Raw genomic sequence first — 24,074 nt, 5'->3', positions numbered from 1 at the left:
TGCCGGCGTGATCGGCCGGGTGCCGGCGGAGCCGCCCCTGCGGACCATGAGACAGGGCCATGCCAGGCATATGACGCATCAATCGAGTCTGACCCCCTGGATCCATCTCCTGCTGGTGCTGTCCCTGCAGCTGCAGGCAGGCTGCGCCTCCTTCGGCGCGATCGACAACCAGCCGCTGCCCGAGATCGGGCCCACGCAACGGTATTCGGTCGCCCAGGCGCTGCATGCCACCCGCTCCAACGAGGTGACGCTGGTGCTGGCGTTTTCCGGGGGCGGCACCCGTGCCGCCGCGCTGGCCTATGGCGTGCTCGCGGCCCTGCGCGATACGCGCGTCGTCCTGGACGGGCAGTCGCGACGCCTGCTCGACGAGGTCGACGCGATCAGTGCGGTCTCCGGCGGGAGCTTCACGGCAGCCTATTACGGTGTCTACGGCGACGGGATCTTCACCGATTTCGAGGACCGCTTCCTGCGTTACGACGTGTCCAGCGAGCTGGTGCACGGCCTGCTGCATCCCGCCCTGTGGTTCTCGAGCAGCGGCCGCACCGATATGGCGATCGACTACTATGACCGGAAGGTGTTCCGCGGCGCGACCTTCGCCGACCTGCAGCGTCGGGACGGTCCGCTGATCGCGATCAACGCCACCGATCTCGGCCGGGGCGTGCGCTTCTCCTTCCTGCAGGACTACTTCGACCTGCTGTGCTCAGACCTTTCCACCTTCCGGGTGGCCCGTGCCGTGGCCGCGTCATCCGCCGTGCCGGTGCTGTTCCACCCGGTGGTATTGAGAAACTACCCGGGCTGCAGCCTGCCCGACTACGCCTACCTGAACCCGGCGCACCCGGCACTGGCCGCCTCGCCGCAGCTGGCGCAGGTGGTGACGGGGTTAGGCAGCTATGCGCAGAAGGACCGGCGCCGCTTCATCCACCTCGTGGACGGCGGCATCACCGACAACCTGGGCCTGCTGGCGATCTACGAAATGATCGAGGTCGCCGGCGGCGCGAAACGCTTTCTGCAGTCGATCGGCGGCGTCCCCACGCCGCGCTTCATCATCATTTCCGTGAACGCCTCCACCACGCCGCAGTACGACATGGAGCTGAGCAACGCGGTACCGTCGATGGAAAGCATCATCAACGCGGTCACCGACGCACAGATCCACCGCACCAACGCGGCGACGATCGAGCTGTTGCGCAACAGCATCCGGCGCTGGTCGGCGGAACTCAACCGGCCCGGGTTCACGGTGGAACCGTACTTCGTCGAGCTGGATTTCGAGGCCATCGCGCAGCCGGAGCGGCGCCATTACTTCAACCAGATCCCGACCAGCTTCAGCCTGACGCAGCCCCAGGCGGACGACCTGATCGCGGCGGGCCGGGAGCTGCTGCTGGGGAATCCGGAATTCCGGCGCTTCCTGGGGGACGTGGGTGCGGGACCGTAGGCGCGGGACGCGTGCGCACGCATCTGCCTGCGTGTTGGCGAGATGCGAAAATCTTTGTGTTCTCCGCGCCTTTGCGCGAGTATCTTGCCGATCCGATCATGCTATGACTGCCGCAATGAGAATCGCCACTGACGCCATCGAACTCACCTGCCCGGAAAGCGAGATCTTTCACCGGCTGCTGACGCTGGACGGGAAGCACATCCTGGAACTGGGCTGCGGCAGTGCCGTCATCACGCGCGATATCGCGACCGCCGGACCCGGCCGCCGCATCACCGCGCTGGAGGTGGACCGAATCGCCCACGAGAAGAACCTGCAGATCACCGACCTGCCCAACGTGACCTTCCTGCTCGCCGGTGCCGAGGCCATCCCGCTGGAGGATGCGGCGGTCGACGTCGTGTTCATGTTCAAGTCGCTGCACCATGTGCCGGTGGACCTGATGGACCAGGCGCTGCGGGAGATCCGGCGGGTACTGAAGCCGGGCGGGCATGCGTACATCTCCGAGCCCGTCTATGCCGGGGCATTCAACGAAATCCTGCGCCTGTTCCACGACGAGCGGGTGGTGCGCGAGGCGGCGTTCGGCGCGCTCAGGCGGGCGGTTGAGGCCGGGCTGTTCAGCCTGGACGAGGAAGTGTTCTTCCATTCGCCGCTGCAGTTCGAGGACTTCGCGGACTTCGAAAACAGGATCCTGAAGGTGACCCACACCGCGCACCGGCTCGATGCCGCGCTCTATCGCGCGGTGCAGCAGCGGTTCGAGGCGCACCTCGGTCCCGCGGGGGCGCGATTCCTGATGCCGGTACGCGTGGACCTGCTGCGCAAGGCCGGCGCCTGAGCGCGACGTCGGCACGAGGAGGAGGCATGTCAGAGCGCTGTAACTGCTGGCGCTGCGGCGGTGCCTTGCCGGATCTGCTGTTGCCGCTGGCGCGTCACGAGGAATGCCCGCACTGCCGGGCGCAGCTGCATGTGTGCCGGATGTGCGGGTTCTTCGATCCCGTGGCGCCGCAGCAATGTCGGGAACCGGTCGCCGAGCCCGTTGCCGACAAGCAGCGCGCCAACTTCTGCGGTTACTTCCGGCTCAACCCGCGGGCCTGGAACGCCGCCCCGGCGCAGGACGCTGCCGCGCGCCGCGAACTGGACGCCCTGTTCGGGGATGCAGCCGGTGCGGCTGCGCCGGAGTCGGCCGGCACGGAGGACGCGGCGCGTGATGCGCTGGATGCGCTGTTTCGGAAGTGAACGGCTGCGCCGTGCAGGTGCTGAGGGTGGGCGGTCGGGTTGCGGTACGGGGACTGTCGGGAAGATTTGTTTGCGCCATGCCAATGCCCGCGGTAGCGAGCCGGAACCGCAGGTGTACATGCCCGCGACGGCCGCATCCGTTCAGGCCGCGACCGGCAGCGCGAAATCGAAGCAGGTGCCCTGTTCCAGCGTGCTGCTGACAGTGATGCCCACCGCATGCAGGTCCAGGATGCGTTTGACGATCGCCAGTCCCAGGCCGACCCCGCCGCCCGCTTCGCGCTGGCTTTTCTTGACCTGATAGAAGCGGTCGAAGAGGTGAGGCAACTCGGACGCGGGGATACCGGCGCCGGTGTCGGCCACCTGCACCCTGATGCCGCCGCCAGCGGCGGCGAGCGAGACCGTCACCTGGCCACCGTCCGGCGTATGCCGCAGGGCGTTGTCGAGCAGGTTCTCCAGCACCCGTTCGATCATACCGATGTCTGCGCTGACGAAGGGCAGGGCGGGCGGTATTTCGGTCACGATGCGTACACCGGCGGCGCGCGCGGGCAGCTGGAATTTCAGTGCCACGTCCTGAACCAGTTCGCCCGCTGCGAAGGCCTCGCGCTGCAGCTGCGTATGACCGGATTCGAGCTTGGCGAGCTCGAACAGTTCGCTCACCAGTGCACCGAGCTGCCGGCTGTGGCGCAGGGCGATCTGCAGGTACTGGTCGCGCTCGCCGTCAGTCAGCGTATCGGCCTTCATCAGCAGTGTTTCCAGATAGCCCTGCAACGACGCGATAGGCGTGCGCAGGTCGTGCGAGACGTTGGCGACCAGCTCGCGCCGCAGCGCATCGGTCTGCTTCAGCGTACCGACCTGGGCAATGATGCGTTCGGCCATGCGCCTGAACCTGCGGGACAGGCGGTTCAGCTCGTCGTCCGTCCGCGCCGCGTCGTGGCCGAACGCCGGCAGCGCCGTGAAATCGCTCGCCTCGAATTCGCCCAGCGCGCGATCCAGCCGGTGCAGGCGCCGGGTGAGCCGGAACAGCAGCCAGAGACCGGCCAGCACGCCGAACAGGGCGACACCGGCGAGCCCGTACAGGGCCACGCGCAGCATGTAGCTGTCGCGCAGCATGGCCGCAGCCGAGTCCAGCTGTTCACCGGCCAGCACCACGTAGAGGTAGCCCTGCGGCCGCTCGGGCGGACCGACCGGCGCGGCCGAGAACACCTTGCGGCCCGCCGGGTCGCGCGGATCGTCGCCGGTGATCGGTAGCCGGGCCGTGTCGTCCAGAAAGGCGCGCACGGGCGCCAGGTCCACGCGTTCGCGCCTGACCTTTGCCGCCGGTGCCGAGTAGGCGAGGATACGGCCCTCGGCATCGAGCAGATACACCTCGATGCTCGGGTTCACGACCATGTAGGTATGGAAGATCGGTCCGAGCGACGCCGAGTCGAAGTGGCCGTTGTCGACCTGCAGCCTGTTCTCGGCGATGAGGTTCGCCGCCAGGGTGCGGTTCAGACGCTGGTTCAGCTCCTGCAAATAGAGCCTGCCCGCATTCAGCATGACGCCGAAGTTCACCGTGCCCAGCAGCAGCACCAGCACGACCAGGCCCAGCGCGAGCCGCGCGTACAGACTGTGGAACGGCGCCGGACGAGGGTCGTTCGCCTCAGGCATCGGTGTGTTCCGCGAACTTGTAGCCGACCCCCCAGACGGTGAGGATGTAGCGCGGCAGCGCCGGAGTGCGTTCGATCTTCGCGCGCAGCCGGTTGATGTGCGAATTGACGGTGTGTTCGTAGCCGTCGTGGCCGTAGCCCCACACCAGATCGAGCAGCTGTGCCCGGCTGTACACCAGTCCCGGGTGGCGCGCGAAATGCACCAGTAGATCGAACTCGCGTCCGGTCAGGTGCACTTCAGCGCCGTCGAGCAGCACGCGGCGTCGCGCGGTGTCGATGGTGAGTCCCTCGAATTCGAGCACCACGGGCGCTTCGGGCGCCGGTTCCGCCAGCGCGTCGATGCGGCGCAGCAGCGCCTTGACCCGCGCCAGCAGCTCGCGGATGCTGAAGGGCTTGGTCAAGTAGTCGTCCGCCCCCACCTCCAGCCCCAGGACCCGGTCGAACTCGGTCGACTTGGCGGTGAGTATCAGGATCGGCAGGACACGGGAGCCGGCGCGCAGGCGCCGGCACACGTCGAGTCCGTCGGCATCGGGCAGCATCAGGTCGAGCACGACCAGGTCGAACGTCTCGTCATCCAGCAGTTGCAGGGCGCTGCGGCCATCCTGCGCATGGGTGGCGCTGTAGCCGGCATCGCGCAGATGCAGCATGAGCAGCCCGGCCAGGTCCAGGTTGTCTTCCACTACCAGTATGCGGCGCGCCACGGCGTTCTCCCTCCCGGCCGGTGTCCTGTTGGACAAGCAAAACACAGGAATGTCACGAAATTATCCCGATTCGGCGAGCTCCGCGCAGCGGGACGGATTCGTGACCGAATCGTAAACCTTTGGCGAGGACCTCGTGGGGTCATGCTGCCAGACTGCCCGCGCAGGTGGTGCGCCGCACTGCGGCGTCACACCTGTATCGGCAGTTTCTTCCGTCATTCAGCAAAGGAGACGTAGCGCCATGAAACCTCTGAGAGCCACATACATCCTCGCAGTATTCCTGTCCCTGTGCGGGTTCGTACTGCCGGCCGCGGCCGGTGGCAGTGACGCCGGCGGGGTATTTACCATGTCCAACGCCGCTGACGGCAACGCGATACTGGTCTTCGCCCACCGGCCGCACCAGGGCCTGGTCGGCCTGGGCAGCGTCCCGACCGGCGGCCTGGGCAGCGGCAGCGGCCTGGGCAACCAGGGCGGGCTGTTGCTCGGCCCCGATCGCCGCGCGCTGTACGCGGTCAATGCCGGCAGCAACAGCATCTCTGTATTCAGTGTCCGGCACGGCCGGCCCAGATTGATCGGCACGGTGGCCGCGGGCGGCCAGCAGCCGGTCAGCCTGACGCGCCACGGCCGCCTGCTGTATGTGCTGAACGCGGGCAGCGACAGCATTGCAGGCTTTACCGTCGACCACAACGGCATGCTGAGTCCGCTGGCCGATTCGGTACGCAGCCTGAGCGGCAGCGGCACCGGTCCGGCGCAGGTCGGCTTCACGCCCTGGGGCGATGCCCTGGTCGTGACCGAGAAGGCGACCAACCGCATCACCACCTTTGTCCTCGATGCTGACGGCCGGCCCGGTCCGGCCGTGGTCAATGCCTCCGCCGGCACGACGCCGTTCGGCTTCGCCTTCGATCGTTATGGTCATCTGCTGGTGAGCGAGGCCAATGGCGGTGCCGTGGATGCCAGCAGCCTGTCCTCCTATGACGTGCGGGATGACGGCACACTGGAACTGCTTGCGGCTGCCGTGCCGACGACAGAGACGGCCGCCTGCTGGGTCGTGACTTCGCGTAACGGCCGCTATGCCTTCACCACCAACGCCGGTTCTTCCAGTATCTCGGCATTCAGGAGCCATCCTGACGGCAGTCTGACACTGACCAGCGACGATGGCGTCGCCGCGAGCACCGGCGCGGGCACGGCACCGATCGACATGGCGTTGTCCAGCGGCGGCAACACGCTGTTCGCACTGAGTGCGGCCGATGGTTCGATCGCGGCGTTCCGGGTGCTCGGCAATCGCAGGCTGGTACCGATCCCGGGCGTCACCGGCCTGCCCACGGGACTGAACGGGCTCGCGGCGTACTGAGTTGACAGCGGGGCCGGGTACCCGTTGCGCATGCGGGCGGCCGGCCCCGTGTAGTTCGCGTGGCCGATAGCTGGCGATCGGGAGGCGCGTGCTGCCGTGGTGACGCGGCAATAATTCTGGAGAAATTCGCGGACATCCGGGTTCGGCCTTGCGCTTGAATCATCCGGTTCAGTTTGCGTAAAGCATTGAAGGGATAGCAAAAGTCCCGTCGATGTCCACATGTGTCGGCCGGGGTTCGTGCGCGCGTCACGATTCAACTGCCTGATCCTGCCGCCGATGATATTCAGACCTATGGCGTATTCCCGTTAGCAAAGTGGCCGGATCAATAGATCAAGATGATGATTAAGCGCGTGCTCCTGTTCCTATTGTTGGCCAGCGGTGTCGTAACGGTGGCGACGGGCGCATCGATCATTTTGGATATTCAGGCATTCGCCGCACGTTTTGCAATCGACCTGAATGTTCCTCCCGAGACCGCCCTGGCTATAGCAACGCTGGGGACGCCGATCGCCGCGTCCAGCCTGTTTACGTTTCTTGCCGCGTTCTGGGTGCTCACGGATCATCCTGGCGCGCGTAGCCTGGCCTTGGTCTGTGGACTCATGCTGGTCACCATCGGCATCGGCATCTATTTCATCTCGGGCATTACCCAACTGCTGTATATGGATAGTCTGCGCGGTTTGATCGTGATGGCTTTCGCGTACCTCTACCATCCGCATGGTGCAGCGCATAGCAGCGCTCGCGTGACAGGTTCTGCCATATTCCGGAGTGAATCGAGACCGCGTGAGGCGGGCTTATTCTTCCTGATTCAATCCCGGCCATGATCGCAGCAAGACGGAATGCACCGCGCCGGGGGGGCTGGTCATGAGTCGTTGTCCGTTGCCAGCCGGACCCGGGCATCCTGAACACGCTCTTGCGACAAGCATGAAGACGGTGCCTAAAACCTCAGACCGATGGCATTCATGGAGAGCTAAATGATGAACCGACTCATATTCCCAGGGTTTCTGATCGTCGCCTTAACCGGCTGCGGTGCAGATATCGTAAGTACGGCGGCAACAGAGGCGCAGCTCAGCGCGCAACAGGCAAGGCAGGCCAAGGAGCTGCAAGACCAGGTACGTGTGCAGCTCAACGCTGCGATGCAAACTGAGCGGGACAAGTTGAAGCGAGCCGAAGAGGAAGCTAACGAGTAATGGCAGATCGATCTGATGGTGCCTGCGGTTAAGTGCACACCCTGAGCTAACGATTCAGGGGCGAGCCCAGATGCCGAAACCGGGTCGAGGGCCGCAGACGAAGGCAGCGGCCAGTTCAAAGCGACGCCAATGCGCCCGAGCTGCCGGGGACATCTCCGTGACGCGGCCAGGAACGGAAGCAGGAGCCGCTGCGTGCCATCTTGCAATGTGCACGCTTACGGATGGGCATCCACAGTGAAACGGGCGGTGCTGTTATTGCGGCGAAAAGGCGTGTGATCGAATGGTTTGTGGTTCAGGCTGAGTTCCACGGCCGGCGCATTGCCGAGAAATACCTGAAACGGGGGCTGGCCTTGCAGTCGGTACTCCATGCCCGGACGCAACAGATAATACAGCAGCTGATAGCCGTTCCCATCGACGACTTCGGCCCAGCTTTCACCGTTTGCCCTGATGCTGATTGCTTCGATACCCGTGGGGGCGCGACTCGCTGGCACGAGCCCGCCGTGGTCGGAGGCAAGGGGTGCAAGCGGCAGGTCAGGCAGCGTGGGCTGGAGCCGTGCTCCAGCATCTTTCCTGTGCTTCACGGTGTCAGCCTTGGTGTTGGTGGCGGGTAAGTCCGGCACGGCCACGGCCGGTGTCCCAGCCGGCGGCGTTCCAGATTCGATTGCGGCGACGCGCGCTTCGGCAGCCTCTCTCGCCGGGGGCTGCGGCGCATGTGCATCGAGCGACACGGGGGGCATATTCGCTTTGCCCGCCTGCGGTGAGGCAAGTCCGGTCACTGGTGCAGCCGAGTCTCTGGCCTGCGCTGACACGGTACGGGATTGGTCGGCCATGTCCTGATTCGGCCGTTGGTACCACCAGGACCCGAGCAGCACCATTACGGTCAACACGATCAAGGCAAAAGCGCCGCGGCTGTACAGATGGCGCGCTGCCGCTTCGGGACGTGCCTTGATTGCCGGCGCGAGAACTATCTCGGGCACTGCGACCTGCCGGTTATACTCCGCAACGAGCGCCTCAGCGTCCATCCCCAGCAGCCGTGCATAGGCGCGCAGATAACCGCGCACGAAAACCGGCGCGGGCAGTTTCTCGTAGCAGCTGGACTCGAGTGCTTGCAAGGTGGCTGCAGGCAGCCGCAGCACCCGGACAACCTCCCCGAGGTCCAGGCCGCGTGCCTCGCGGGCCGCGACCAGACGCTCGCCGAAGATGGCTCGCTGCGGTGGTTCGGGTACTTCAAGATTCAGTTCAATCGCTTCCATGCCCCGGCTGCGCCTGTGTCAAGAGTAGGTCTTCTGCGAGCAATGCCTGTTGCAAAGCACGGCTTTCATCTGCACCTGACGGAAGATTCCTGTGTTTTCGGCATCTTGTTGATGTTCTGAAGGTAAACCGGAAACAACCTTGTCCTGACTTGGCGGCGATCGAATACCGCATGTCTTGTCTGCCCGCGTGTTGGAACAGCCGGGGTCGTCAATGTGCCGGAGTCGGGATCTCAGGCCAGTAGCGAATAACCATGGCGATCAGGGGTTGCGGGTTCCGACACCTGCCCTGGCTGATGGGGGAGGTCTGTTGTGGCGGATGACGAAGCAGTTGGTCCTCCACGCTGGAGACTTGCCTGTGTCCACAGCCGACCCATTCCGGACTGTTAGCGGTTTCTATTTTTAGGGCTGTGTAACGGTCGGGAGACGACCCAACTACGACATTCGCGAATTGTCATTTCGAATAATACAAATGTACTAGTTCGTTTCTACTATTTAGTAAATTCGGACATTCACTGTAAGACTCTAACTGGAAGAAAAGTACTTCACACCCTTCCATAGGATTTTGAGCATTGTGAGATAAATTAGAAAAACTCAAGTCATTGGGGCGGTATATTTATTACGATCAAATACTATTAAATTCTTTAGGAGCCTTCATTCATGTTTTGTGTGCTGTGTGTCTATTGACCGGTATCAAAGAATACTTCTACTGTCGCAAATATGCTTTCCACGAAATTAATAAGAAGGGGCAGAGGAAGGTAAATAGCATGGTATTGGATTGTTTTCGATTCTCAATCCAGGCTAGTCGAAGGAACAAGATGTAAATTGTTATCATCCTCTTTTCTGCAATGGGTGATTTAACTGAACTTACGGAGAGACAAAATGAACGCAATATTCCGTTTACGTGCTGTGCTTATAGCATTCCTTGCCGCGCTATTTTCATCTAGTTCGTGGGCTGTTGCGCTAGATCTTAGTACCTTTATAACAGAAAATTACGTTACCCTTGATGGAGCAAGCAACTGGGTAGTATCTGGGCCTGATAATTCACTCGTTACACAAACTTTAAATAGTGATCCTTCCATCTTCCGCAGTGGAGGTTTAATAGACGTAACTAACAATCTAATTACTGGAGAATTTACAATTAGCGGCACTGATGACGATATTATTGGGTTTACATTTGGATACCAAAATAGGGGGCAAATGTACTTGTTTGGTTGGAAACAGCTAGCTCAAGGCAATTTGCTGAATGGCATGTATCTGTCGCTGATCGACACAGGGAATCCTCTGGTAGATCCGAACTGGTCTTACCTACAAATCGTGGACACGGTTAATTTCTCGAACTGCTGCTCATATTCATGCGGACGACATAGCCGATGGCCGAGTGTCGTCTAACCCGATTGTAGAACATCTCAATGTATTCAAAGATGCCGGTACGCGCTTCAGCAACGGTTTTGTAGTTCTCTGCATGATCAGCTCCACCTTCAGGCGACTGAAGAAGGACTCCATTACCGCATTGTCCCAGCAATTCCCCTTCCGGCTCATGCTGCAACGAACGCCATGCGCCTGCAACACGTCCTGATACTCATTACCCCGGTACTGGTACACCGCGATCCGAGTGGATCAGGGCATTGTCCTTCAGGTCCCGGCGTGCGACCGCCATGGTGAAGGCATCCAGAATCAGCTCTCCCGCATGTGGGTGTCCAGCGCCCAGCCCACCACCTTGCGGGAGAACAGGTCCAGTACTGCTGCCAGGTACAGCCAGACACGCCCCACTCGGATGTAGGTGATGTCCGAGACCCACTTCCGTTCGGCTCATCCGCGCCAAAGCGCCGGCCCAGCAGATTCTCGTTCACGTTGGTCTGCGACTCGACCTGAGGAAGTATCTGAAGCCCTTCCCGTTACGAGCTTCAGACCGCGTTCCTTCAGTAAATCAGCTACATGGTTCAAACTGCAGGAATGCCGCGTTCATTCAGCTCCACTTCACCAAAGCCGCAAGTGGCGCACCGTAGCCTGAACTGATGATAGGCGGCCTCCACCGCCTCACCAACCAGCGTACGGCGCTGGCGCTGGTGGACAAACCGGGCGCTTGCGCCAGGCGTAATAGCCGGATCGCGACACCGACAACAGCCGGCACATCATGTCGATCCGGAACCCTGCCGACAGGACTCGATCAGGGCGTACCGCTTGTCGGCTTTCGCGAAGTACGCCGTCGCTTTTTTTAGGAAATCACGCTCCTGCTCCAGCTCTGCAACACGCTTCTTGAGCTTGCGAATCTCAGCCTTCTTTCCTGGTGAGTAGTTCGTGCCATCGGCTACGGTAAACTGCTTCTTCGACAGCTTGTTGAGCTGGGTACGCCAGTTGTAGATCTGGCCCACATGCAGACCTAGCTCCCTGGCAACATCAGCCGCCGTGCGGTCCGGTTGATCAGCCAGCTCACCGCTTCCTGGCGAAACGACTCCGGGTAGGACTTGGTTTTCTTTCTTCGACATGGTGACACCTCCACTAGCATCTTATCTCACTAAGGGAATGTCTACTTTCGTGGGTAACTCGGGAACATAACGGACTTCATAACACCGGGGTAAATACAGCAACAGCAACTATACTACGCGAAAATAGCCTTAGCTGGGCAAGAAATACTACTTATAGCTTTACTCTTGATTTTGCACCAGGTAACTTTGAGGTAACCATTCTTGACGGGGCCACAGTTCTAGAATCATGGATAGTTTCTGATGCAACTTTTACGGGGGGTGATTTTGGGTTCTTTAATGGCAGTCAACCAGGCGTTACCTATGGCAATCTAGAGGCTGTTCCACTCCCTCCCGCTGCACTGCTATTTGGTTGTGGGTTACTTGGGTTGATCGGGATTTCAAGGCGCGGAAATGTGCATTAACAAACCCTTTGAAAACGGCCCCGCAGGGGCCGTTTACTTATCTGCAGGGATGCGTTGTTAGTGCAGCTAGCATTCTGGCTCAGAAATTTCAAAATTACCGTTTTACTGCCTTTAAGAAGTATGCGGCTGCTCGGCGTATGTCCGTTGTTGGCCGGATTCGGACTTCATTTGCTCGGGACTGACTGGATTCCGGCTTCCGCCGGAATGACGGATGTTGGCCGAAAGCGGACTGTTCCGGGTTGGCAGCTGCATGGCAACTGCAATCCTGCCGGTCATCGGCACTTTGCACACGGCCGATCTGAGCGCAGGGATTCACGGGCTGGGCGCTGGCATGCAGGCTGGCGCCAGGGCCGATGCTCCCGAAACAAGTGGGTAACGCTTGCCCAGTCCCTCAATCAGCCATCATCAGTTTTGCTCGACCACACGGGCGGGCAGCGGGGGTCGAAGCGCTTGCCGCGCTGCAGCTTTCTGCCCTTCAGCCCGGGATAATCTGCGGCGTAACGCAGCGCCCGGAACATGAAGTTTGCCTGGGCCTGCTCTTCGGTGAGATAGCAGAACAGCTCTGCACCGACGACGGGACTGACGAACTCCCAGACGATCTCGCCGCTTTCGCGGTTCACCTCGATGAGATGTCCGTCCATCGACATCGTGATGAGCCTGTTGTCGTTCGGCAGTTCCTGGGCATAACCGGCGAACTCGCTGTAGGTCGGCGTCACCGTCGCGAATTGCCAGGTCACGTCGCCGTCGCTGAAACGGCCGGTCGCTGCATTCCGGACAACTTCCAGCGCGTCCGACGCGCTGCCCGTCGGCTGCATCCAGCCATTGTTGAATATCAGGACGTTCCCCGCCCCAGCAGACGGCGCACGCACGAAATGCGATGCGTGGGGGCCGAACAGGCGCTGATCGCCGTCATTCATGTAGGAAGGGCACGTGCCAGCACCATAGGCACAGGGATTGCCCCAACGATCGACGATCTCGCCGGTATGGTAGTCGATGATGAAGAACTCCCCGAACACCCGCGAGTTCAGCAGGATTGTCTCCGTTTCCGGATCGAAATCGATACTGTTGGCGTGCATGTAATCCGCTGTGGAGCGATGCGACCGGGGTGTGATCGGGAAGCGGTAGTTGATATCGATACAACCGGCCTCCTGTGCATTGCAGACATGGTCCCAGGCACGCCATTCCCAACCCGTCGGCACACCCTTGCGGTCGAGCTCCACGATCTTGTCCGGCCAGAAATCGCACTTGTAGCGGCCCGGCGGATCCACGCTGTCATAACAGTCGACGGCCGGATCAGCGGCGTTGTTGAGCGTCTGGGGATCACGACCCCGCTGCACGGCGTCAGCATAGGTTATGCGCTCCCAGACGATGACCAGCGTATTGCCGTTCGGCATACGGTGGATCATGTGATGGCTGATCTCGTCTGCGCTGTTGATTGCATGCTGCCAGACCAGTTTGCCATCCCAGGTGTATTCGCTCACCATGCCCGATGCGCCGCCCCAGTTCAGGCCGGATGGCCGTGCCGGAAACGGAAGCACTTCCAGCCTGAGGAGATGGCCGTTTTCGAGCAATTGTGTATCGCCGCCAAGCTCCCACTGCCAGGTCTTGGCGATGTCACCCTCCATATCGATGAGATAGGTCGTGGTGGCAGGCGTGAACAGTGTATAACCCGGCACGGTTCGGTGTTTGTCGTGCTGCAATACACCGCTCGGGCCCTGGGTCGATTGATAGGCGCTGACCGCACCCGGAAGCATTGCCGGCAGTAGACCGGCTAGCATTACCGCCATTCGCGAGATAGTCATATCCCCCCCTCCCAGTCAGCGTCGCAGCCCCCAGCATGGCGCATGGATGGGACGCCTTGTTTGATGCTTATGTCGAAAAAGTAGCAGACAGGTCTGGCACGAACTACGTGAAACGCTTGATCTGGATCAAGACATACCAATCCGGGGAGCTGATCCGGACAGTCCGTGACCTGAAATTTACGCGGTGTTTACTCAACAGACGCCAAGGTGCAGACCGACCAGTCCTGCCGGGCCGGGCACTGCTGCGGGTACGCAAGCGATCGAACTGGTGGCGTTTCAATGTGGCTTTTGATCGAGCGTGCTGCCAGAGTGCTGGATGAACGTCACGCGTCATGTTCGGTCACCCCGACGCATATGTCTGGCCCACCGCAGCCGGTGGTTGCCAGCGTCTGGGTGACGCTGCCGAACGTTCGGCTTCATCGGCGCCGGGCGGGACGTGGTCACCATGCGGGTTGTATCCGAAAGCACAGCGCCCGCTCGCGGGCTGGGATTTGCGCAGGGTCAAAATCATTTACCTGTCTATCGGCTATCTTACTGTCCGGTGCGGTGCCCGCACATCGATTTTGGCTTGAATTGCCCGGCAGGCAGGTAGCGGTGTTCGAACTTTCCTCTGCGCGTGTCAACGCACGTTTGTTGTATTTGCTGTTCATGCTGCTGGCTGGCTGCGGCGGCGGGGGAGGTGGTGTTGCGCAGACGATGACGCTGAGCGTCGCTGTGAGCACGCCGAGTGAAACATCCCTGGACTGGATGCCGCATTCCGGCCTGGTGAGCGGTTATGACATCGTACGCAATGGCGCTGCGGCTTTCCCGGTTCATGTGTCGGGTACCAGTTTTATCGACAGGAACCTCGAACCGCAAACCCGGTACTGTTACGTCATTTATGCCATCCTGTTTCCTGTTGGCACCGTGGGCCAGAGCAATCAGGTATGCGTTACCACACCCGGCACCGCCGGTTGGCACACCGAAACCATTGGTACCGGTAGCGAGCCGGCTTTGGCCCTGGACGCCGGGAACCAGCCTCATGTCAGCTACCGGGACGGCAATGTTGTCATGCATGCCTGGAGAGATGGTGCCGGCTGGGTGTATGCGACAGTGGACGGTGGCGCCGGCACTACCGGCGATACCGACATTCAGATAGATCAGTCTGGGGCGGGCCGCCTGAGTTATGCGGATAGTGTGAATTTCAGCCTGAAGCATGCCGGCAATGCGACCGGTGTATGGATATCCGAAACGGCGGATCTCTCTGCCGGGATTGTGAATGCGCTTGCCGTCGACGACAACGGCAATGCCCACATCGTCTATACCGGCAGTTCCATGGGGGATGTGAAGTATGTCACCAATGCCTCCGGAACCTGGCAGCCGGAATTCATAAGCGGTTTTTCCAATGCTTCGGTGCTTGATATGGACATCCTCGTCGATAGTGCAGGCTATGTCCATCTGGTCTTTGCAAGCGTCGGACTGGATTGTTACGTTTACTATATGAATAACACGGGTGGTTCCTTGCAGGGCGGGACAATGGCCGATGACTGCAAGGGTGGTGTCGCCGTGGCAGTGGATTCCGCAGGCATTGTTCATATCGCCTACACCAGGCAGTTCTCAGTGATGCACGCCTGGAATCCACCCGCCGGGTGGCAATATGAGCAGGTCGACAGTTTCAGCTGGATCGGTGGCGATCGGGTGGGTATCGCGCTGGATATGGCGGACAGGGTGCATATTGCCTACCAGGATCAGAACGGTGATCTCAAATATGCCACTAACGTGAGCGGTGTCTGGGAAAGGTCTTACATCGATGCCGTCGGTGAGGTTGGCGGCAATCCCGGAATTGCGGTTGATCCCGCAGGCAGGGTGAGCATCGTGTATACCGATCAGACGAACCACACCGTCAAATTGGCTACCGGTCCGTAAGAGGGGAGCCTTATCGACGCGGCCACATGCCGTGTATGAACACGAGCCCGTCATAATCGAGGATCCAGCCGGGATTTCAGCCCGTATCACCGGATATCGGCAGCTGTATCACCGCGTCCGATCGGTAAGCAGTTTCACCACCGGCGCATTACCTGAACCACGGAACCGCCCACCTCGCTGTCTGCCGGCATTCGGGCATGGGATGAGTGTACCCGCTTACGCGGGTTGCTGCCGTTATTTGAGTGCCGATGCAGGTGCGTCGTTGAGCGTCTTCGGGCGCCGCGGCATGCGATCTGGAAGCGGTGACTTGATTCAATTCCGGCTTGGAAACGACAGTTGCACTGGATGAGGTCGTTCCGGACTGAACGTTTGCAGCGTTTAATTGCTGAAATGCCTCGTTCGTCTGCTGCAGCCGATCAATCCCAGCAGACCGGAAGCAAAGAGATAAACGGCGGGTGGGATGGGGACGAGTTGCGAATGAAAGGTGAAGCTGCCCGGATCCAGCGACAGTCCGTTCAGGCCCGAAATGTTATTGAATTCGAAATTGGGGGCCCTGGCAATAACGCGGAGTATGCCAGCGGATTCGACGAGCGAGTCGAATATTGCCCCGGTAGGCAGGGGGTCACCGAAATCGCCCAGCTCTGCAAGGAGCTCATTTGTGTGAAAACTCCCGCCTGGCGTGCCGTATGTGGCGCTACTCTGAAAATCCGTAACACCGTTATAGGTAATGGTTATGTCCCCCGTGCCGGTGATGAATGCCGATGCCAAGCCGTTTGTATTGTCATATATCCGCATTCCCTCCAGTTGAAACGTGCGTGTGGTGCCCGCCGATGAACTTGGCAAGGCTGCAAACCGGTACGCAACGGTAAGGTTGATATCCTGTCCTGCACCGAGATTCAGGTTGCCACCCCAGGTCCCGTTCGGATTGTTCAGCACGAATGCATCTGAGGTGATGGAGTAAATGACTGATGCAGCTGTGGCCGTATGCGTTATGGAAAGCAACAGCGCAACGGCGATGCATTTACGGGCAGCTTGGCTATGGAGTGCGAGAAAGCCAGTCAACAGGGTCAAACAGGTATCCGTGTGACCATCGCGTGCATCGCCAGGGTGGGTTCTCGTCATGGGGGGGCTCCGCGAATCCATTTATTCTTGATTATTAAGATATTATTATCTGATGGATACAAGTCTACTTCGGTGACAGGAAAATGTCACTAATGCGATTTTATTAGGAAAGGCATCCTGCCGTTCTCCCTCGTGGCTGGGCATGCAGATCCTGCAGCCGATGGGGTATGCAGTACGCGCGGGGATCTGGTCTTGAACCTGCCTTGCTACAACCGACTGGTATTCGTCTCGACGGTGCGAACGATCATTGCGGCTCAATTCGTAGTGATCCGGAATTCAAGAACGCATCACCGATATCGTTGTAGTTGCAACCCTGGGCTTTGAGCTCATTGACCAGCGTGCCGACATCAACCGGGTCAGCGGTTGACCACATGTCCTTCCCGCTGTGAGGCGGCGTGACAGTGGCGGAATATTTGGCGCCGATCTTCGTTATCAATATTGCCATGTGATATCACCTTAACGTTTGTTGGAATCACTGGATTCATTTTGCTGTTACTGGAACCTATCTCATAATCCGACGCGGCCGCGACCGTGCAATTGTTGATTGCTGGCGGGCGCGTTGACCGTAGCGTAGCCCTAGCTATCTGAGTGAGCCGCGACCCTGCCTGGGTACAAAACCGCCCGGCGCCCAGGGGTTGCGCCCGAGATGCAAGCCTGCCGTGTTGCGCTGCTTGCCCGGACGTCAAGAACTCTGCTGCGTAGCGCGCCTTGCAGGCGCGCATTCCAGGCTGTTACGCAGTTCGCGCGGGATATGAGATAAGTTCTAGTACGAGAAGCGCTTATATGCAAAGTCGGCGCGAGCGGGCGATTTCGCCAGCGCCATTAAGTGTTATTATTACAGCACGTTATGCAAGCCGATGGGGCGGCAGGTAAGTATGTGGCAATGCAGGAAACCGCAGGGATCATTCCCCTTTCTTAAGGCAATACTTATATTGCAACCGGAAAAATCCTGCAGATAGCCGCTGAACTAAATAAATCTGCAAAGTTCCCGGGCGACAATGTTTGCGAACCGGCCACGAGTGAACGTCATCCAAGGGTGTACCCATGAGGCTTATCAAGGTCAATATCCGCGAACAGCGGAAACGCTTCAATCAGCTGATGGATGCCATCATGAAGCGCGAGAAAATGGAAGGTTGCTACGTCGTATCGTACAGCGAGGTCAAGGAAGCTGGCGAGCGGTACGCCCTATTCAGACTCAGCCAGGCAGATGACGAAACGGCCGGCTATGGCACCTGACCGCAACTGCGTATGCAAGCATCAAAACCTCCGCGGCCGGCACAGGGCAGGGCCCCCGTTCGTACCAGACCCTGCCAATCGTCATATCCGGCAAGGCGGACTATCCGAGTTCGCGCGTGCCCTGCAGCAATCCGGGTTGCAGGGCAGGGATGGGCAGGCAATGGGTGCAGGGCGGCAATATTGAGTATCCCCGAGTACCAGGAGACGATGGTCGTGGACGGCACGACCGTGACCCTGCGGACCATGCATCCCGCCGACCGTGACATCGAGCAGCGCTTCGTCGACGGGCTCTCGCCGCAATCACGCTATTACCGCTTCCATTCCGCACTCAAGAACCTCACGCCCGAGATGCTGGAGCGCTTCACGCATGTCAATTACCCGGACGACATGGCACTGATCGCCACCGTGCCGGACGGGCCCGGCGCGCGCGAGATCGGTGTCGCCCGCTACGTCCGCTATCCTGACACCGACCGCGCCGAGATCGCCGTCGTCGTCGCGGATGCATGGCAGGGCCGGGGGATCGGCGCGCGCCTGCTGCTGGCACTGCGAACGCTCGCCGTCACGGCCGGCATCCGGCATTTCGAGGCCAGTGTGCTGCCGGGGAACTCGCGCATGCTCGAATTGGCCCGTTCGCTCGGGTTCACGGTCAGGGTGGCGGACATGGAGGACAGCCAGACGCTGGAACTGGGCAAGGAGATCGGCGACTAGGCGCGTGGCAGTGCGGCGTTGCAACGTCCGGGATTCAGGGACATGCCGGAATGCGGGTATCATGACCCCGCGGCACGGCGCCCCCGCCACCCGAGCCCGGACGAAGATCATGCAGGACACGCTGGTAATCCAGTCACACCGTACGCCGCTGCCCTATCCCTGGCTCGGTCGCTGCCTGGCCTCCGTGCGTGACTGGTGCGAGCGCAACCGTTACGACTACCGCTGCCTCGGCGACGAGTTGTTCGCGCGCGTGCCCGAGGCCCTGCTCGGCAAGACCCGCGCGCAGCCTGTCATCGCCACCGACCTCGCGCGGTTGCGGGTGCTGCAGGAAGGCCTGAACGAGGCATACCGGACCGTGATCTGGCTGGATGCGGACATCCTGGTCACCGCGCCCGCGGCGTTCATCATGCCGGCGGAGTCGCTCGCAGTCGGCCGCGAGGTCTGGGTGCAGCCGGACCGGCAAGGCCGGCTGCGGGTCTACAGCAAGGTGCACAACGCCTTCCTGCTGTTTCGCCGCGGCAATCCGTTCCTGGATTTCTATGCCGCTACCGCAGAGCGCCTGCTGGAGCGGAACCGGGGATCGATGCCGCCGCAATATATCGGGCCGAAACTGCTGACCGCGTTGCACAACATCGCGCAGCTGCCGGTGCTCGAGTGCGCCGGGATGCTGAGCCCGGCGGTGTGCCGGGATATCCTCGCTGGCGGCGGCGCGGCGCTGGAGCTGTTCCGCGCCCACTCGCCACAGCCCGTTGCGGCGGTGAATCTCTGCAGCTCCAGCTGCGACAGGCAGGAGCTGACAACGCGCGAACTGGAGCGCCTGATCGACGTGCTGCTGGCGCAGGCGGGCGTGGGCTAGGTGCGCGGATGGGGTCGCGGCAGGATTTGCAGTACCATGGCGCGGCACCGATCGCGACCGCATCGTTCCCGAACTTATAGAGCCTTGAGCCATGAAAGCCTGTTTTTTCTGCACTATCGACCCGGCCCGCATTTTGGGCAGCAACGCCCACTGTTTCATGATCCGCGATGACTTCCCGCTCGCGCCCGGCCACTCGCTGGTCATGCCGAAGCGCCATGTCGGTTCGCTGTTCGAACTCACCGCGGCGGAACAGCAGGCCCTGCTGGCCCTGCTGGCGGAGGCGAAGGCGGGCGTGGACGCCGAGTTCCGGCCGGCGGCGTACAACATCGGCCTGAACGACGGTCCCGCGGCAGGCCAGAGCATTCCGCATGTGCACATGCATCTGATCCCGCGCTATCCGGGCGATTGTGCGGATCCCCGGGGCGGGATCCGCTGGATCCTGCCGACGAAGGCGAAGTACTGGACGGACTGAGCCCCGGCGCCGGGCGCGCTATACTGCGTCCATGCCAGCCGCGCCCTGAGGAATGCCGTCATGCAACGATACCGCGCCATCCTGCTGTTCCTGCTCCTGGGTGCCAGCACCCTGCCGTTGTCGGCGGCCGAGACACTCGCGGAAGTGCAGCAGGCCGCCGCGCACGGCGACGCGGACAGCCAGTTCGGCCTCGGCCAGCGCTACGAGGCGGGCCGGGGCGGCGTGCAACAGGATCTCGGACAGGCCGTCGAGTGGTACCGCAAGGCGGCGCAGCAGAGACATGTCAAGGCGCAGACCAACCTCGGCAATCTCTATCGCGCCGGCAAGGGCGTGGAGCGGGACTACCGCGAGGCCATGCGCTGGTACCGCAAGGCCGCGGCACAGGGCGATACCAAGGCGAAGATCAACATCGCGATGCTCTATGCCGCCGGCCAGGGTGTGGACAAGGACGAGGCGGCGGGTCTGAAATGGCTGCAGGAGGCGGCGGATGCGGGCGACACCCAGGCGATGGTGCAGCTCGCCATGCTGTACCAGGCCGGCAAGGGTGTGGCGAAGAACGAAACACTCTCGACCCAGTGGTATCAGCTCGCCGCGGCGAAAGGGGATGTCGTCGCCCAGCACAACCTGGGGCTCTGCTACTTCTTTGGCACCGGCGTGCGCAAGGACCTGGCCGAATCGGTGCGCTGGCATCGCAAGGCCGCGCTGAACGACTATCCGCCGGCGGAATACAGCCTGGGTTTGCGCTATGCCGCGGGCGACGGCGTCGGCCAGGATTATGCCGAGGCGGCGCAATGGTACGGCAAGGCCGCCGTGCTGGGGCACCCGGATGCGCAGAACAATCTCGGCGTCCTGTACCGCCGCGGCCGGGGGGTCAAGCAGGATTACGGCGCGGCGCTGAAGTGGTTCCGCAAGGCCGCGGAGCACGGTCACGTCAACGCCCAGTACAATCTCGGCGACATGTATCTGCAGGGACAGGGCGTGAAAGCCGACCGTGCGGAGGCGAAGAAGTGGCTGACGCAGGCGGCGGGCAAGGGCCACAAGGGAGCGCGCAAGGCACTCGATGCGATGTAGGCGCCGTGGGCGCGAGTGGCCGGCGGAGCGCGTCGCATGGGGTATACTCGGGCCGGGATGTCCCTGTCACCGCCACCCGCCGCCATGTCCGCTCCCGACCTTTTCATCTGTCTGCTCACCGTCGAGCTCGTCATTCCCTGGGCGCAGTCGCTGAAGGACAAGCGCAGTGCCGTCCATGGCCTGAAGGAACGCCTGCGCGTCCGCTTCAATGCCTCGGTCGCCGAGGTCGGGCACCAGGACAAGTGGCAGCGGGCGGTGATCGCCATCTGCATGCTGGGCGGTGACCGCCACCGGCTGGACGCGGAGATCGGCCGGGTACGGCAGCTCTGCGCCGAGGCGCGCGATATTCAGATCGCCGCCATGCGGCAGGAATGGCTGTAAGCGCCGGTAGTCCCGTCCGTTCCGATCCCGAGCGGCGTCGGTACCTGGGCGCTAGACGGCCATCCGCCACAGGCGGATGAACAGGATCAGGAATGCACCACTCCAGGTGCCGGCGGCGAGCCACAGCAGCATGTCACCAGTCTGTGGCCAGTACGCTGCGAGCAGGCGGCAGCAGGCGGCCGTACTGACCAGCACGGCCGCAACCCCGATATCGGCAAAGGCCGTGACCGGCCGGCGCGCGCGTACGGCCGTGGTGCGCGCCATCATCACCAGGGTAAGGGTACCGAGCGCACCGATGCCGATGCCGTGCAGCAGATCGGTGACTGCCGGGCCGCCACCCAGCTGGGCGATACCCTTGAGTGCCAGGCCGGGCACCAGCCAGAGGTAACCGAGCGCCAGCGTCCACAGGTGCGGCCGTGCCAGTGCGTGGCGCAGCTGCCAGGGCAGCACCCGCAGCAGTGCGAGCAGCGCGGCCCCGAGGCAGCAGAGCCCGGCCGTCGCGGACAAGGCGAGGGCGTCGGTCAGCGCCGCGGCGGTGGCGAGCAGCGCCAGCGGCAGCTCCAGGTTGCGCGCGCAGTGGTCGCGGCGCGCGATGCCCTGCTGCTCGAGATGGTTGCCGAGCGCGGCGCGCAGGGTGCGCCCGCCCATCATCAGCAACAACAGGGCGATCAGATCGATGGCGCCGAGCAGGGCGCTGGAGTGGGCCTGGTCGCCGAACCAGGTGCGTCCTGTCCACCATGCCGCATCCGCGGCGACCAGCAGGGTCAGCAGCAGCGGCAGGATACGGTTCTCGGGCCGCTTGCTCCCGGCGAGCAGCGCCGGCACGGTCGCGATGAATACAGTCACCGGGAACGCCAGGCCGGCGAGGAAGGCGGGTACGCCGCTGCCGAGTGCGGCGGCGACGCGGGCGATGATCCAGGTCGAGACCAGGGTGGCGGTCAACGCGCGCGTGGTGTGCGTACCGAGGAATCCGGCGATGACGGCGAGCGCGAAGCCGAACAGCATCTCGTGACCGTGCCAGGCGGCATCGAACAGCGGCGGCAACCTGTCGTGTACCAGCAGCCAGAAGGGCACGACGCACAGCGCATACAGCGTTGCCAGCGGGAACAGCAGGCGGTGTGCCATGGTGGTTTTGTGGCTGGTTTTCACACGGGCGGATTCCGGGGCGGGGCGCGCTCGCGCCTGTTGCGCGTTACTGTGCCCGCCGCCTGGGATGGTAGCAGGAACGGCGGGGACAGGTCCGCTGTTACTGTGACGCTGCATGGCGGCAGGCATGCCGCGATCCCGTGTGCCGCAGTCGCACCGCCGCCCGTGGATGCTCCGGGACCGGAAGCAGTCCAGGTGGCCCGTGACACGCGTTTCCCATATAGTGCAGTGACCATCGCCGTTGTTCCGATCGTGACCACCGGCAGGTCCGGCCCGCGTCGACACCGGGACCTGCAGGAGACCAACATGCACACCAAGATCCTGTTACCGGAAACCGAGATCCCCACCCACTGGTACAACGTCGTCGCCGACATGCCGAATCCACCGTCGCCCCCGCTGGGACCGGATGGCAACCCGGTCGGACCGGAAGCGTTGCAGGCGATCTTTCCCGACAACATCATCGCGCAGGAGGTCAGCGCCGAACGCTGGATCCCGATACCGGAGCCCGTGCGCGAGGCGTTGCAGCTGTGGCGGCCTTCGCCGCTGTACCGTGCCCGCCGCCTGGAGCAGGCGCTCGGCACGCCGGCGAAACTCTACTACAAGAACGAGGCGGTCAGCCCCGCCGGATCGCACAAGCCTAACACCGCCGTCGCGCAGGCGTATTACAACAAGGTCGCCGGTATCCGGCGCCTGACCACCGAGACAGGGGCGGGGCAGTGGGGCTGCTCGCTGGCGCTGGCCGGGCAGCTGTTCGGGCTCGCGGTGCGCGTGTACATGGTGAAGATCAGTTACGAGCAGAAGCCGTACCGGCGCTCGATGATGCAGACCTGGGGCGCCGAGGTGTTCGCGAGCCCCACCGACATGACCGCGTCCGGGCGCAAGATCCTGGCGCAACATCCGGATTCGCCCGGCTCGCTCGGTATCGCCATCTCCGAGGCGGCCGAGGAGGCGGCCGGACGGGCGGATACCAACTACGCGCTGGGTTCGGTGCTCAATCACGTGCTGCTGCACCAGACCGTCATCGGCCAGGAGGCGAAAAAGCAGCTGGCGCTGGTAGGTGATTATCCGGACGAGATCTATGCGCCCTGCGGCGGCGGTTCCAACTTCGGCGGCATCGCATTGCCGTTCTTCGCCGACAAGGCGGCCGGCAAGGCAGTGCGCCTGATCGCGGTGGAACCGACCTCGTGCCCGACGTTGACCAAGGGACAGTATGCCTACGACTACGGCGACGCCATCGGGCTCACCCCGCTGCTCAAGATGTACACCCTCGGCCATGACTTCGTGCCGCCGGGTATCCATGCCGGCGGCCTGCGCTATCACGGCGACTCGCCGCTCATCAGCCAGTTGCATGCCGAGGGGCTGGTGGACGCGGTCGCCATCCCGCAGCTGGAGACGTTCGAGGCCGGCGTGCTGTTCGCGCGCACGGAGGGTATCGTGCCGGCACCGGAATCCAACCACGCCGTCGCCGCCGCCATCCGCTCGGCCCGCGAATGCGCGCGCAGCGGCGCGCCGAGGACGATCCTGTTCAACCTATCCGGCCACGGCCATTTCGACATGTCCGCCTACGACCGCTACCTGAACAACGAGCTGGAGGACTACGACTTCCCCGCGGAGGCGATTGCGGAATCGCTCGCGCACCTGCCCGCTGCGCTGCGCGGGAAGTAGCGCATGACACCGCCTGCGCTGCCGCCGCTGCC

At 62.2% G+C, this 24,074-nt stretch carries 23 protein-coding genes; 15 read left to right on the top strand and 8 right to left on the bottom strand.

The genetic code is table 11. The features are described from left to right. Window positions 1-70: 70 nt before the first annotated feature. The 3 genes from R3F42_09930 to R3F42_09920 all read left to right on the top strand — a co-directional run bounded on the left by R3F42_09930 (window position 71) and on the right by R3F42_09920 (window position 2,659). Window positions 71-1,429 (top strand): patatin-like phospholipase family protein, encoded by a 1,359-nt coding sequence (locus R3F42_09930; GenBank protein ID MEZ5542352.1) that lies wholly within the window; start codon window positions 71-73, stop codon window positions 1,427-1,429. Window positions 1,430-1,544: 115 nt separating this feature from the next. Continuing rightward, entirely contained in the window at window positions 1,545-2,258 is a 714-nt protein-coding gene (locus R3F42_09925; GenBank protein MEZ5542351.1) for a class I SAM-dependent methyltransferase, read from the top strand. A gap of 26 nt (window positions 2,259-2,284) precedes the next feature. Beyond that, window positions 2,285-2,659 (top strand): hypothetical protein, encoded by a 375-nt coding sequence (locus R3F42_09920; GenBank protein MEZ5542350.1) that lies wholly within the window; start codon window positions 2,285-2,287, stop codon window positions 2,657-2,659. A 141-nt stretch (window positions 2,660-2,800) separates the two neighbouring features. Here the strand turns inward: R3F42_09920 and R3F42_09915 are convergent, their stop codons facing one another. Further along, window positions 2,801-4,306, bottom strand: coding sequence for an ATP-binding protein (locus R3F42_09915; GenBank protein ID MEZ5542349.1), 1,506 nt, complete (start codon window positions 4,304-4,306; stop codon window positions 2,801-2,803). After that, the gene (locus R3F42_09910) at window positions 4,299-5,006 is read right to left on the bottom strand and encodes a response regulator transcription factor (protein MEZ5542348.1); all 708 of its coding nucleotides are present in this window, start codon (window positions 5,004-5,006) and stop codon (window positions 4,299-4,301) included. Before R3F42_09910 ends, R3F42_09915 begins: the two co-directional genes overlap by 8 nt. Window positions 5,007-5,244: 238 nt before the next feature. Between R3F42_09910 and R3F42_09905 the strand changes: the two genes are divergently transcribed. The 3 genes from R3F42_09905 (at window position 5,245) to R3F42_09895 (ending at window position 7,538) form a co-directional block, all read left to right on the top strand. Continuing rightward, on the top strand, window positions 5,245-6,354 hold the full coding sequence (locus R3F42_09905) for a beta-propeller fold lactonase family protein (protein ID MEZ5542347.1): 1,110 nt from the start codon (window positions 5,245-5,247) through the stop codon (window positions 6,352-6,354). Between the two features lie 335 nt (window positions 6,355-6,689). Further along, window positions 6,690-7,172, top strand: a complete 483-nt coding sequence (locus R3F42_09900; protein MEZ5542346.1) for a hypothetical protein — start codon at window positions 6,690-6,692, stop codon at window positions 7,170-7,172. A 150-nt stretch (window positions 7,173-7,322) separates the two neighbouring features. Then, the gene (locus R3F42_09895; GenBank protein MEZ5542345.1) at window positions 7,323-7,538 is read left to right on the top strand and encodes a hypothetical protein; all 216 of its coding nucleotides are present in this window, start codon (window positions 7,323-7,325) and stop codon (window positions 7,536-7,538) included. 215 nt (window positions 7,539-7,753) lie between these two features. On the opposite strand, the gene R3F42_09890 is transcribed toward R3F42_09895, so the two are convergent. Continuing rightward, window positions 7,754-8,791, bottom strand: a complete 1,038-nt coding sequence (locus R3F42_09890) for a DUF4115 domain-containing protein (GenBank protein MEZ5542344.1) — start codon at window positions 8,789-8,791, stop codon at window positions 7,754-7,756. Between the two features lie 879 nt (window positions 8,792-9,670). Here R3F42_09890 and R3F42_09885 point away from each other — a divergent pair. Further along, complete coding sequence (locus R3F42_09885; protein MEZ5542343.1) at window positions 9,671-10,180, top strand: hypothetical protein; 510 nt, start codon at window positions 9,671-9,673, stop codon at window positions 10,178-10,180. Between the two features lie 743 nt (window positions 10,181-10,923). On the opposite strand, the gene R3F42_09880 is transcribed toward R3F42_09885, so the two are convergent. Together R3F42_09880 and R3F42_09875 are read right to left on the bottom strand one after the other, a co-directional pair. Continuing rightward, window positions 10,924-11,277, bottom strand: coding sequence for a transposase (locus R3F42_09880; protein MEZ5542342.1), 354 nt, complete (start codon window positions 11,275-11,277; stop codon window positions 10,924-10,926). 796 nt (window positions 11,278-12,073) lie between these two features. Beyond that, window positions 12,074-13,354 carry an aryl-sulfate sulfotransferase gene (locus R3F42_09875; protein MEZ5542341.1) on the bottom strand — a complete coding sequence of 427 codons (1,281 nt, stop codon included), beginning with the start codon at window positions 13,352-13,354 and terminating at the stop codon, window positions 12,074-12,076. 720 nt (window positions 13,355-14,074) lie between these two features. Between R3F42_09875 and R3F42_09870 the strand changes: the two genes are divergently transcribed. Further along, complete coding sequence (locus R3F42_09870; GenBank protein ID MEZ5542340.1) at window positions 14,075-15,385, top strand: hypothetical protein; 1,311 nt, start codon at window positions 14,075-14,077, stop codon at window positions 15,383-15,385. A 378-nt stretch (window positions 15,386-15,763) separates the two neighbouring features. On the opposite strand, the gene R3F42_09865 is transcribed toward R3F42_09870, so the two are convergent. Further along, entirely contained in the window at window positions 15,764-16,507 is a 744-nt protein-coding gene (locus R3F42_09865; protein ID MEZ5542339.1) for a hypothetical protein, read from the bottom strand. A 244-nt stretch (window positions 16,508-16,751) separates the two neighbouring features. Then, window positions 16,752-16,952, bottom strand: coding sequence for a hypothetical protein (locus R3F42_09860; protein ID MEZ5542338.1), 201 nt, complete (start codon window positions 16,950-16,952; stop codon window positions 16,752-16,754). 599 nt (window positions 16,953-17,551) lie between these two features. Between R3F42_09860 and R3F42_09855 the strand changes: the two genes are divergently transcribed. The 6 genes from R3F42_09855 to R3F42_09830 all read left to right on the top strand — a co-directional run bounded on the left by R3F42_09855 (window position 17,552) and on the right by R3F42_09830 (window position 21,231). Continuing rightward, window positions 17,552-17,743 (top strand): hypothetical protein, encoded by a 192-nt coding sequence (locus R3F42_09855; GenBank protein ID MEZ5542337.1) that lies wholly within the window; start codon window positions 17,552-17,554, stop codon window positions 17,741-17,743. Between the two features lie 180 nt (window positions 17,744-17,923). Further along, window positions 17,924-18,451, top strand: coding sequence for a GNAT family protein (locus tag R3F42_09850; GenBank protein ID MEZ5542336.1), 528 nt, complete (start codon window positions 17,924-17,926; stop codon window positions 18,449-18,451). Window positions 18,452-18,512: 61 nt separating this feature from the next. Next, the gene (locus tag R3F42_09845; protein MEZ5542335.1) at window positions 18,513-19,307 is read left to right on the top strand and encodes a hypothetical protein; all 795 of its coding nucleotides are present in this window, start codon (window positions 18,513-18,515) and stop codon (window positions 19,305-19,307) included. Window positions 19,308-19,398: 91 nt separating this feature from the next. Then, entirely contained in the window at window positions 19,399-19,779 is a 381-nt protein-coding gene (locus R3F42_09840) for an HIT family protein (GenBank protein MEZ5542334.1), read from the top strand. Between the two features lie 60 nt (window positions 19,780-19,839). Next, window positions 19,840-20,850 (top strand): SEL1-like repeat protein, encoded by a 1,011-nt coding sequence (locus tag R3F42_09835; protein MEZ5542333.1) that lies wholly within the window; start codon window positions 19,840-19,842, stop codon window positions 20,848-20,850. Window positions 20,851-20,886: 36 nt separating this feature from the next. Then, complete coding sequence (locus R3F42_09830) at window positions 20,887-21,231, top strand: DUF503 domain-containing protein (GenBank protein ID MEZ5542332.1); 345 nt, start codon at window positions 20,887-20,889, stop codon at window positions 21,229-21,231. A 51-nt stretch (window positions 21,232-21,282) separates the two neighbouring features. Here R3F42_09830 and R3F42_09825 read toward each other — a convergent pair whose 3' ends face one another. Beyond that, a complete protein-coding gene (locus tag R3F42_09825) occupies window positions 21,283-22,380 on the bottom strand; it encodes an NnrS family protein (GenBank protein ID MEZ5542331.1) in 1,098 nt (365 codons plus the stop codon). Window positions 22,381-22,683: 303 nt separating this feature from the next. Between R3F42_09825 and R3F42_09820 the strand changes: the two genes are divergently transcribed. After that, on the top strand, window positions 22,684-24,042 hold the full coding sequence (locus R3F42_09820; GenBank protein MEZ5542330.1) for a TrpB-like pyridoxal phosphate-dependent enzyme: 1,359 nt from the start codon (window positions 22,684-22,686) through the stop codon (window positions 24,040-24,042). The last annotated feature ends 32 nt before the right edge of the window (window positions 24,043-24,074 follow it).

The sequence above is a fragment of the Pseudomonadota bacterium genome (assembly GCA_041395565.1).
Taxonomy (GTDB): domain Bacteria; phylum Pseudomonadota; class Gammaproteobacteria; order UBA9214; family UBA9214; genus UBA9214.
Note: the sequence above shows the minus strand (reverse complement) of the source record. Positions and strands in the feature narration are given on the sequence as shown.

Coding starts and splice junctions, on each gene's coding strand:
- R3F42_09930 (MEZ5542352.1), top strand. CDS start 71: ATGACGCATCAATCGAGTCTGACCCCCTGGATCCATCTCCTGCTGGTG.
- R3F42_09925 (MEZ5542351.1), top strand. CDS start 1,545: ATGAGAATCGCCACTGACGCCATCGAACTCACCTGCCCGGAAAGCGAG.
- R3F42_09920 (MEZ5542350.1), top strand. CDS start 2,285: ATGTCAGAGCGCTGTAACTGCTGGCGCTGCGGCGGTGCCTTGCCGGAT.
- R3F42_09915 (MEZ5542349.1), bottom strand. CDS start 4,306: ATGCCTGAGGCGAACGACCCTCGTCCGGCGCCGTTCCACAGTCTGTAC.
- R3F42_09905 (MEZ5542347.1), top strand. CDS start 5,245: ATGAAACCTCTGAGAGCCACATACATCCTCGCAGTATTCCTGTCCCTG.
- R3F42_09900 (MEZ5542346.1), top strand. CDS start 6,690: ATGATGATTAAGCGCGTGCTCCTGTTCCTATTGTTGGCCAGCGGTGTC.
- R3F42_09895 (MEZ5542345.1), top strand. CDS start 7,323: ATGATGAACCGACTCATATTCCCAGGGTTTCTGATCGTCGCCTTAACC.
- R3F42_09890 (MEZ5542344.1), bottom strand. CDS start 8,791: ATGGAAGCGATTGAACTGAATCTTGAAGTACCCGAACCACCGCAGCGA.
- R3F42_09885 (MEZ5542343.1), top strand. CDS start 9,671: ATGAACGCAATATTCCGTTTACGTGCTGTGCTTATAGCATTCCTTGCC.
- R3F42_09880 (MEZ5542342.1), bottom strand. CDS start 11,277: ATGTCGAAGAAAGAAAACCAAGTCCTACCCGGAGTCGTTTCGCCAGGA.
- R3F42_09865 (MEZ5542339.1), bottom strand. CDS start 16,507: ATGACGAGAACCCACCCTGGCGATGCACGCGATGGTCACACGGATACC.
- R3F42_09860 (MEZ5542338.1), bottom strand. CDS start 16,952: ATGGCAATATTGATAACGAAGATCGGCGCCAAATATTCCGCCACTGTC.
- R3F42_09855 (MEZ5542337.1), top strand. CDS start 17,552: ATGAGGCTTATCAAGGTCAATATCCGCGAACAGCGGAAACGCTTCAAT.
- R3F42_09845 (MEZ5542335.1), top strand. CDS start 18,513: ATGACCCCGCGGCACGGCGCCCCCGCCACCCGAGCCCGGACGAAGATC.
- R3F42_09840 (MEZ5542334.1), top strand. CDS start 19,399: ATGAAAGCCTGTTTTTTCTGCACTATCGACCCGGCCCGCATTTTGGGC.
- R3F42_09835 (MEZ5542333.1), top strand. CDS start 19,840: ATGCAACGATACCGCGCCATCCTGCTGTTCCTGCTCCTGGGTGCCAGC.
- R3F42_09830 (MEZ5542332.1), top strand. CDS start 20,887: ATGGGGTATACTCGGGCCGGGATGTCCCTGTCACCGCCACCCGCCGCC.
- R3F42_09820 (MEZ5542330.1), top strand. CDS start 22,684: ATGCACACCAAGATCCTGTTACCGGAAACCGAGATCCCCACCCACTGG.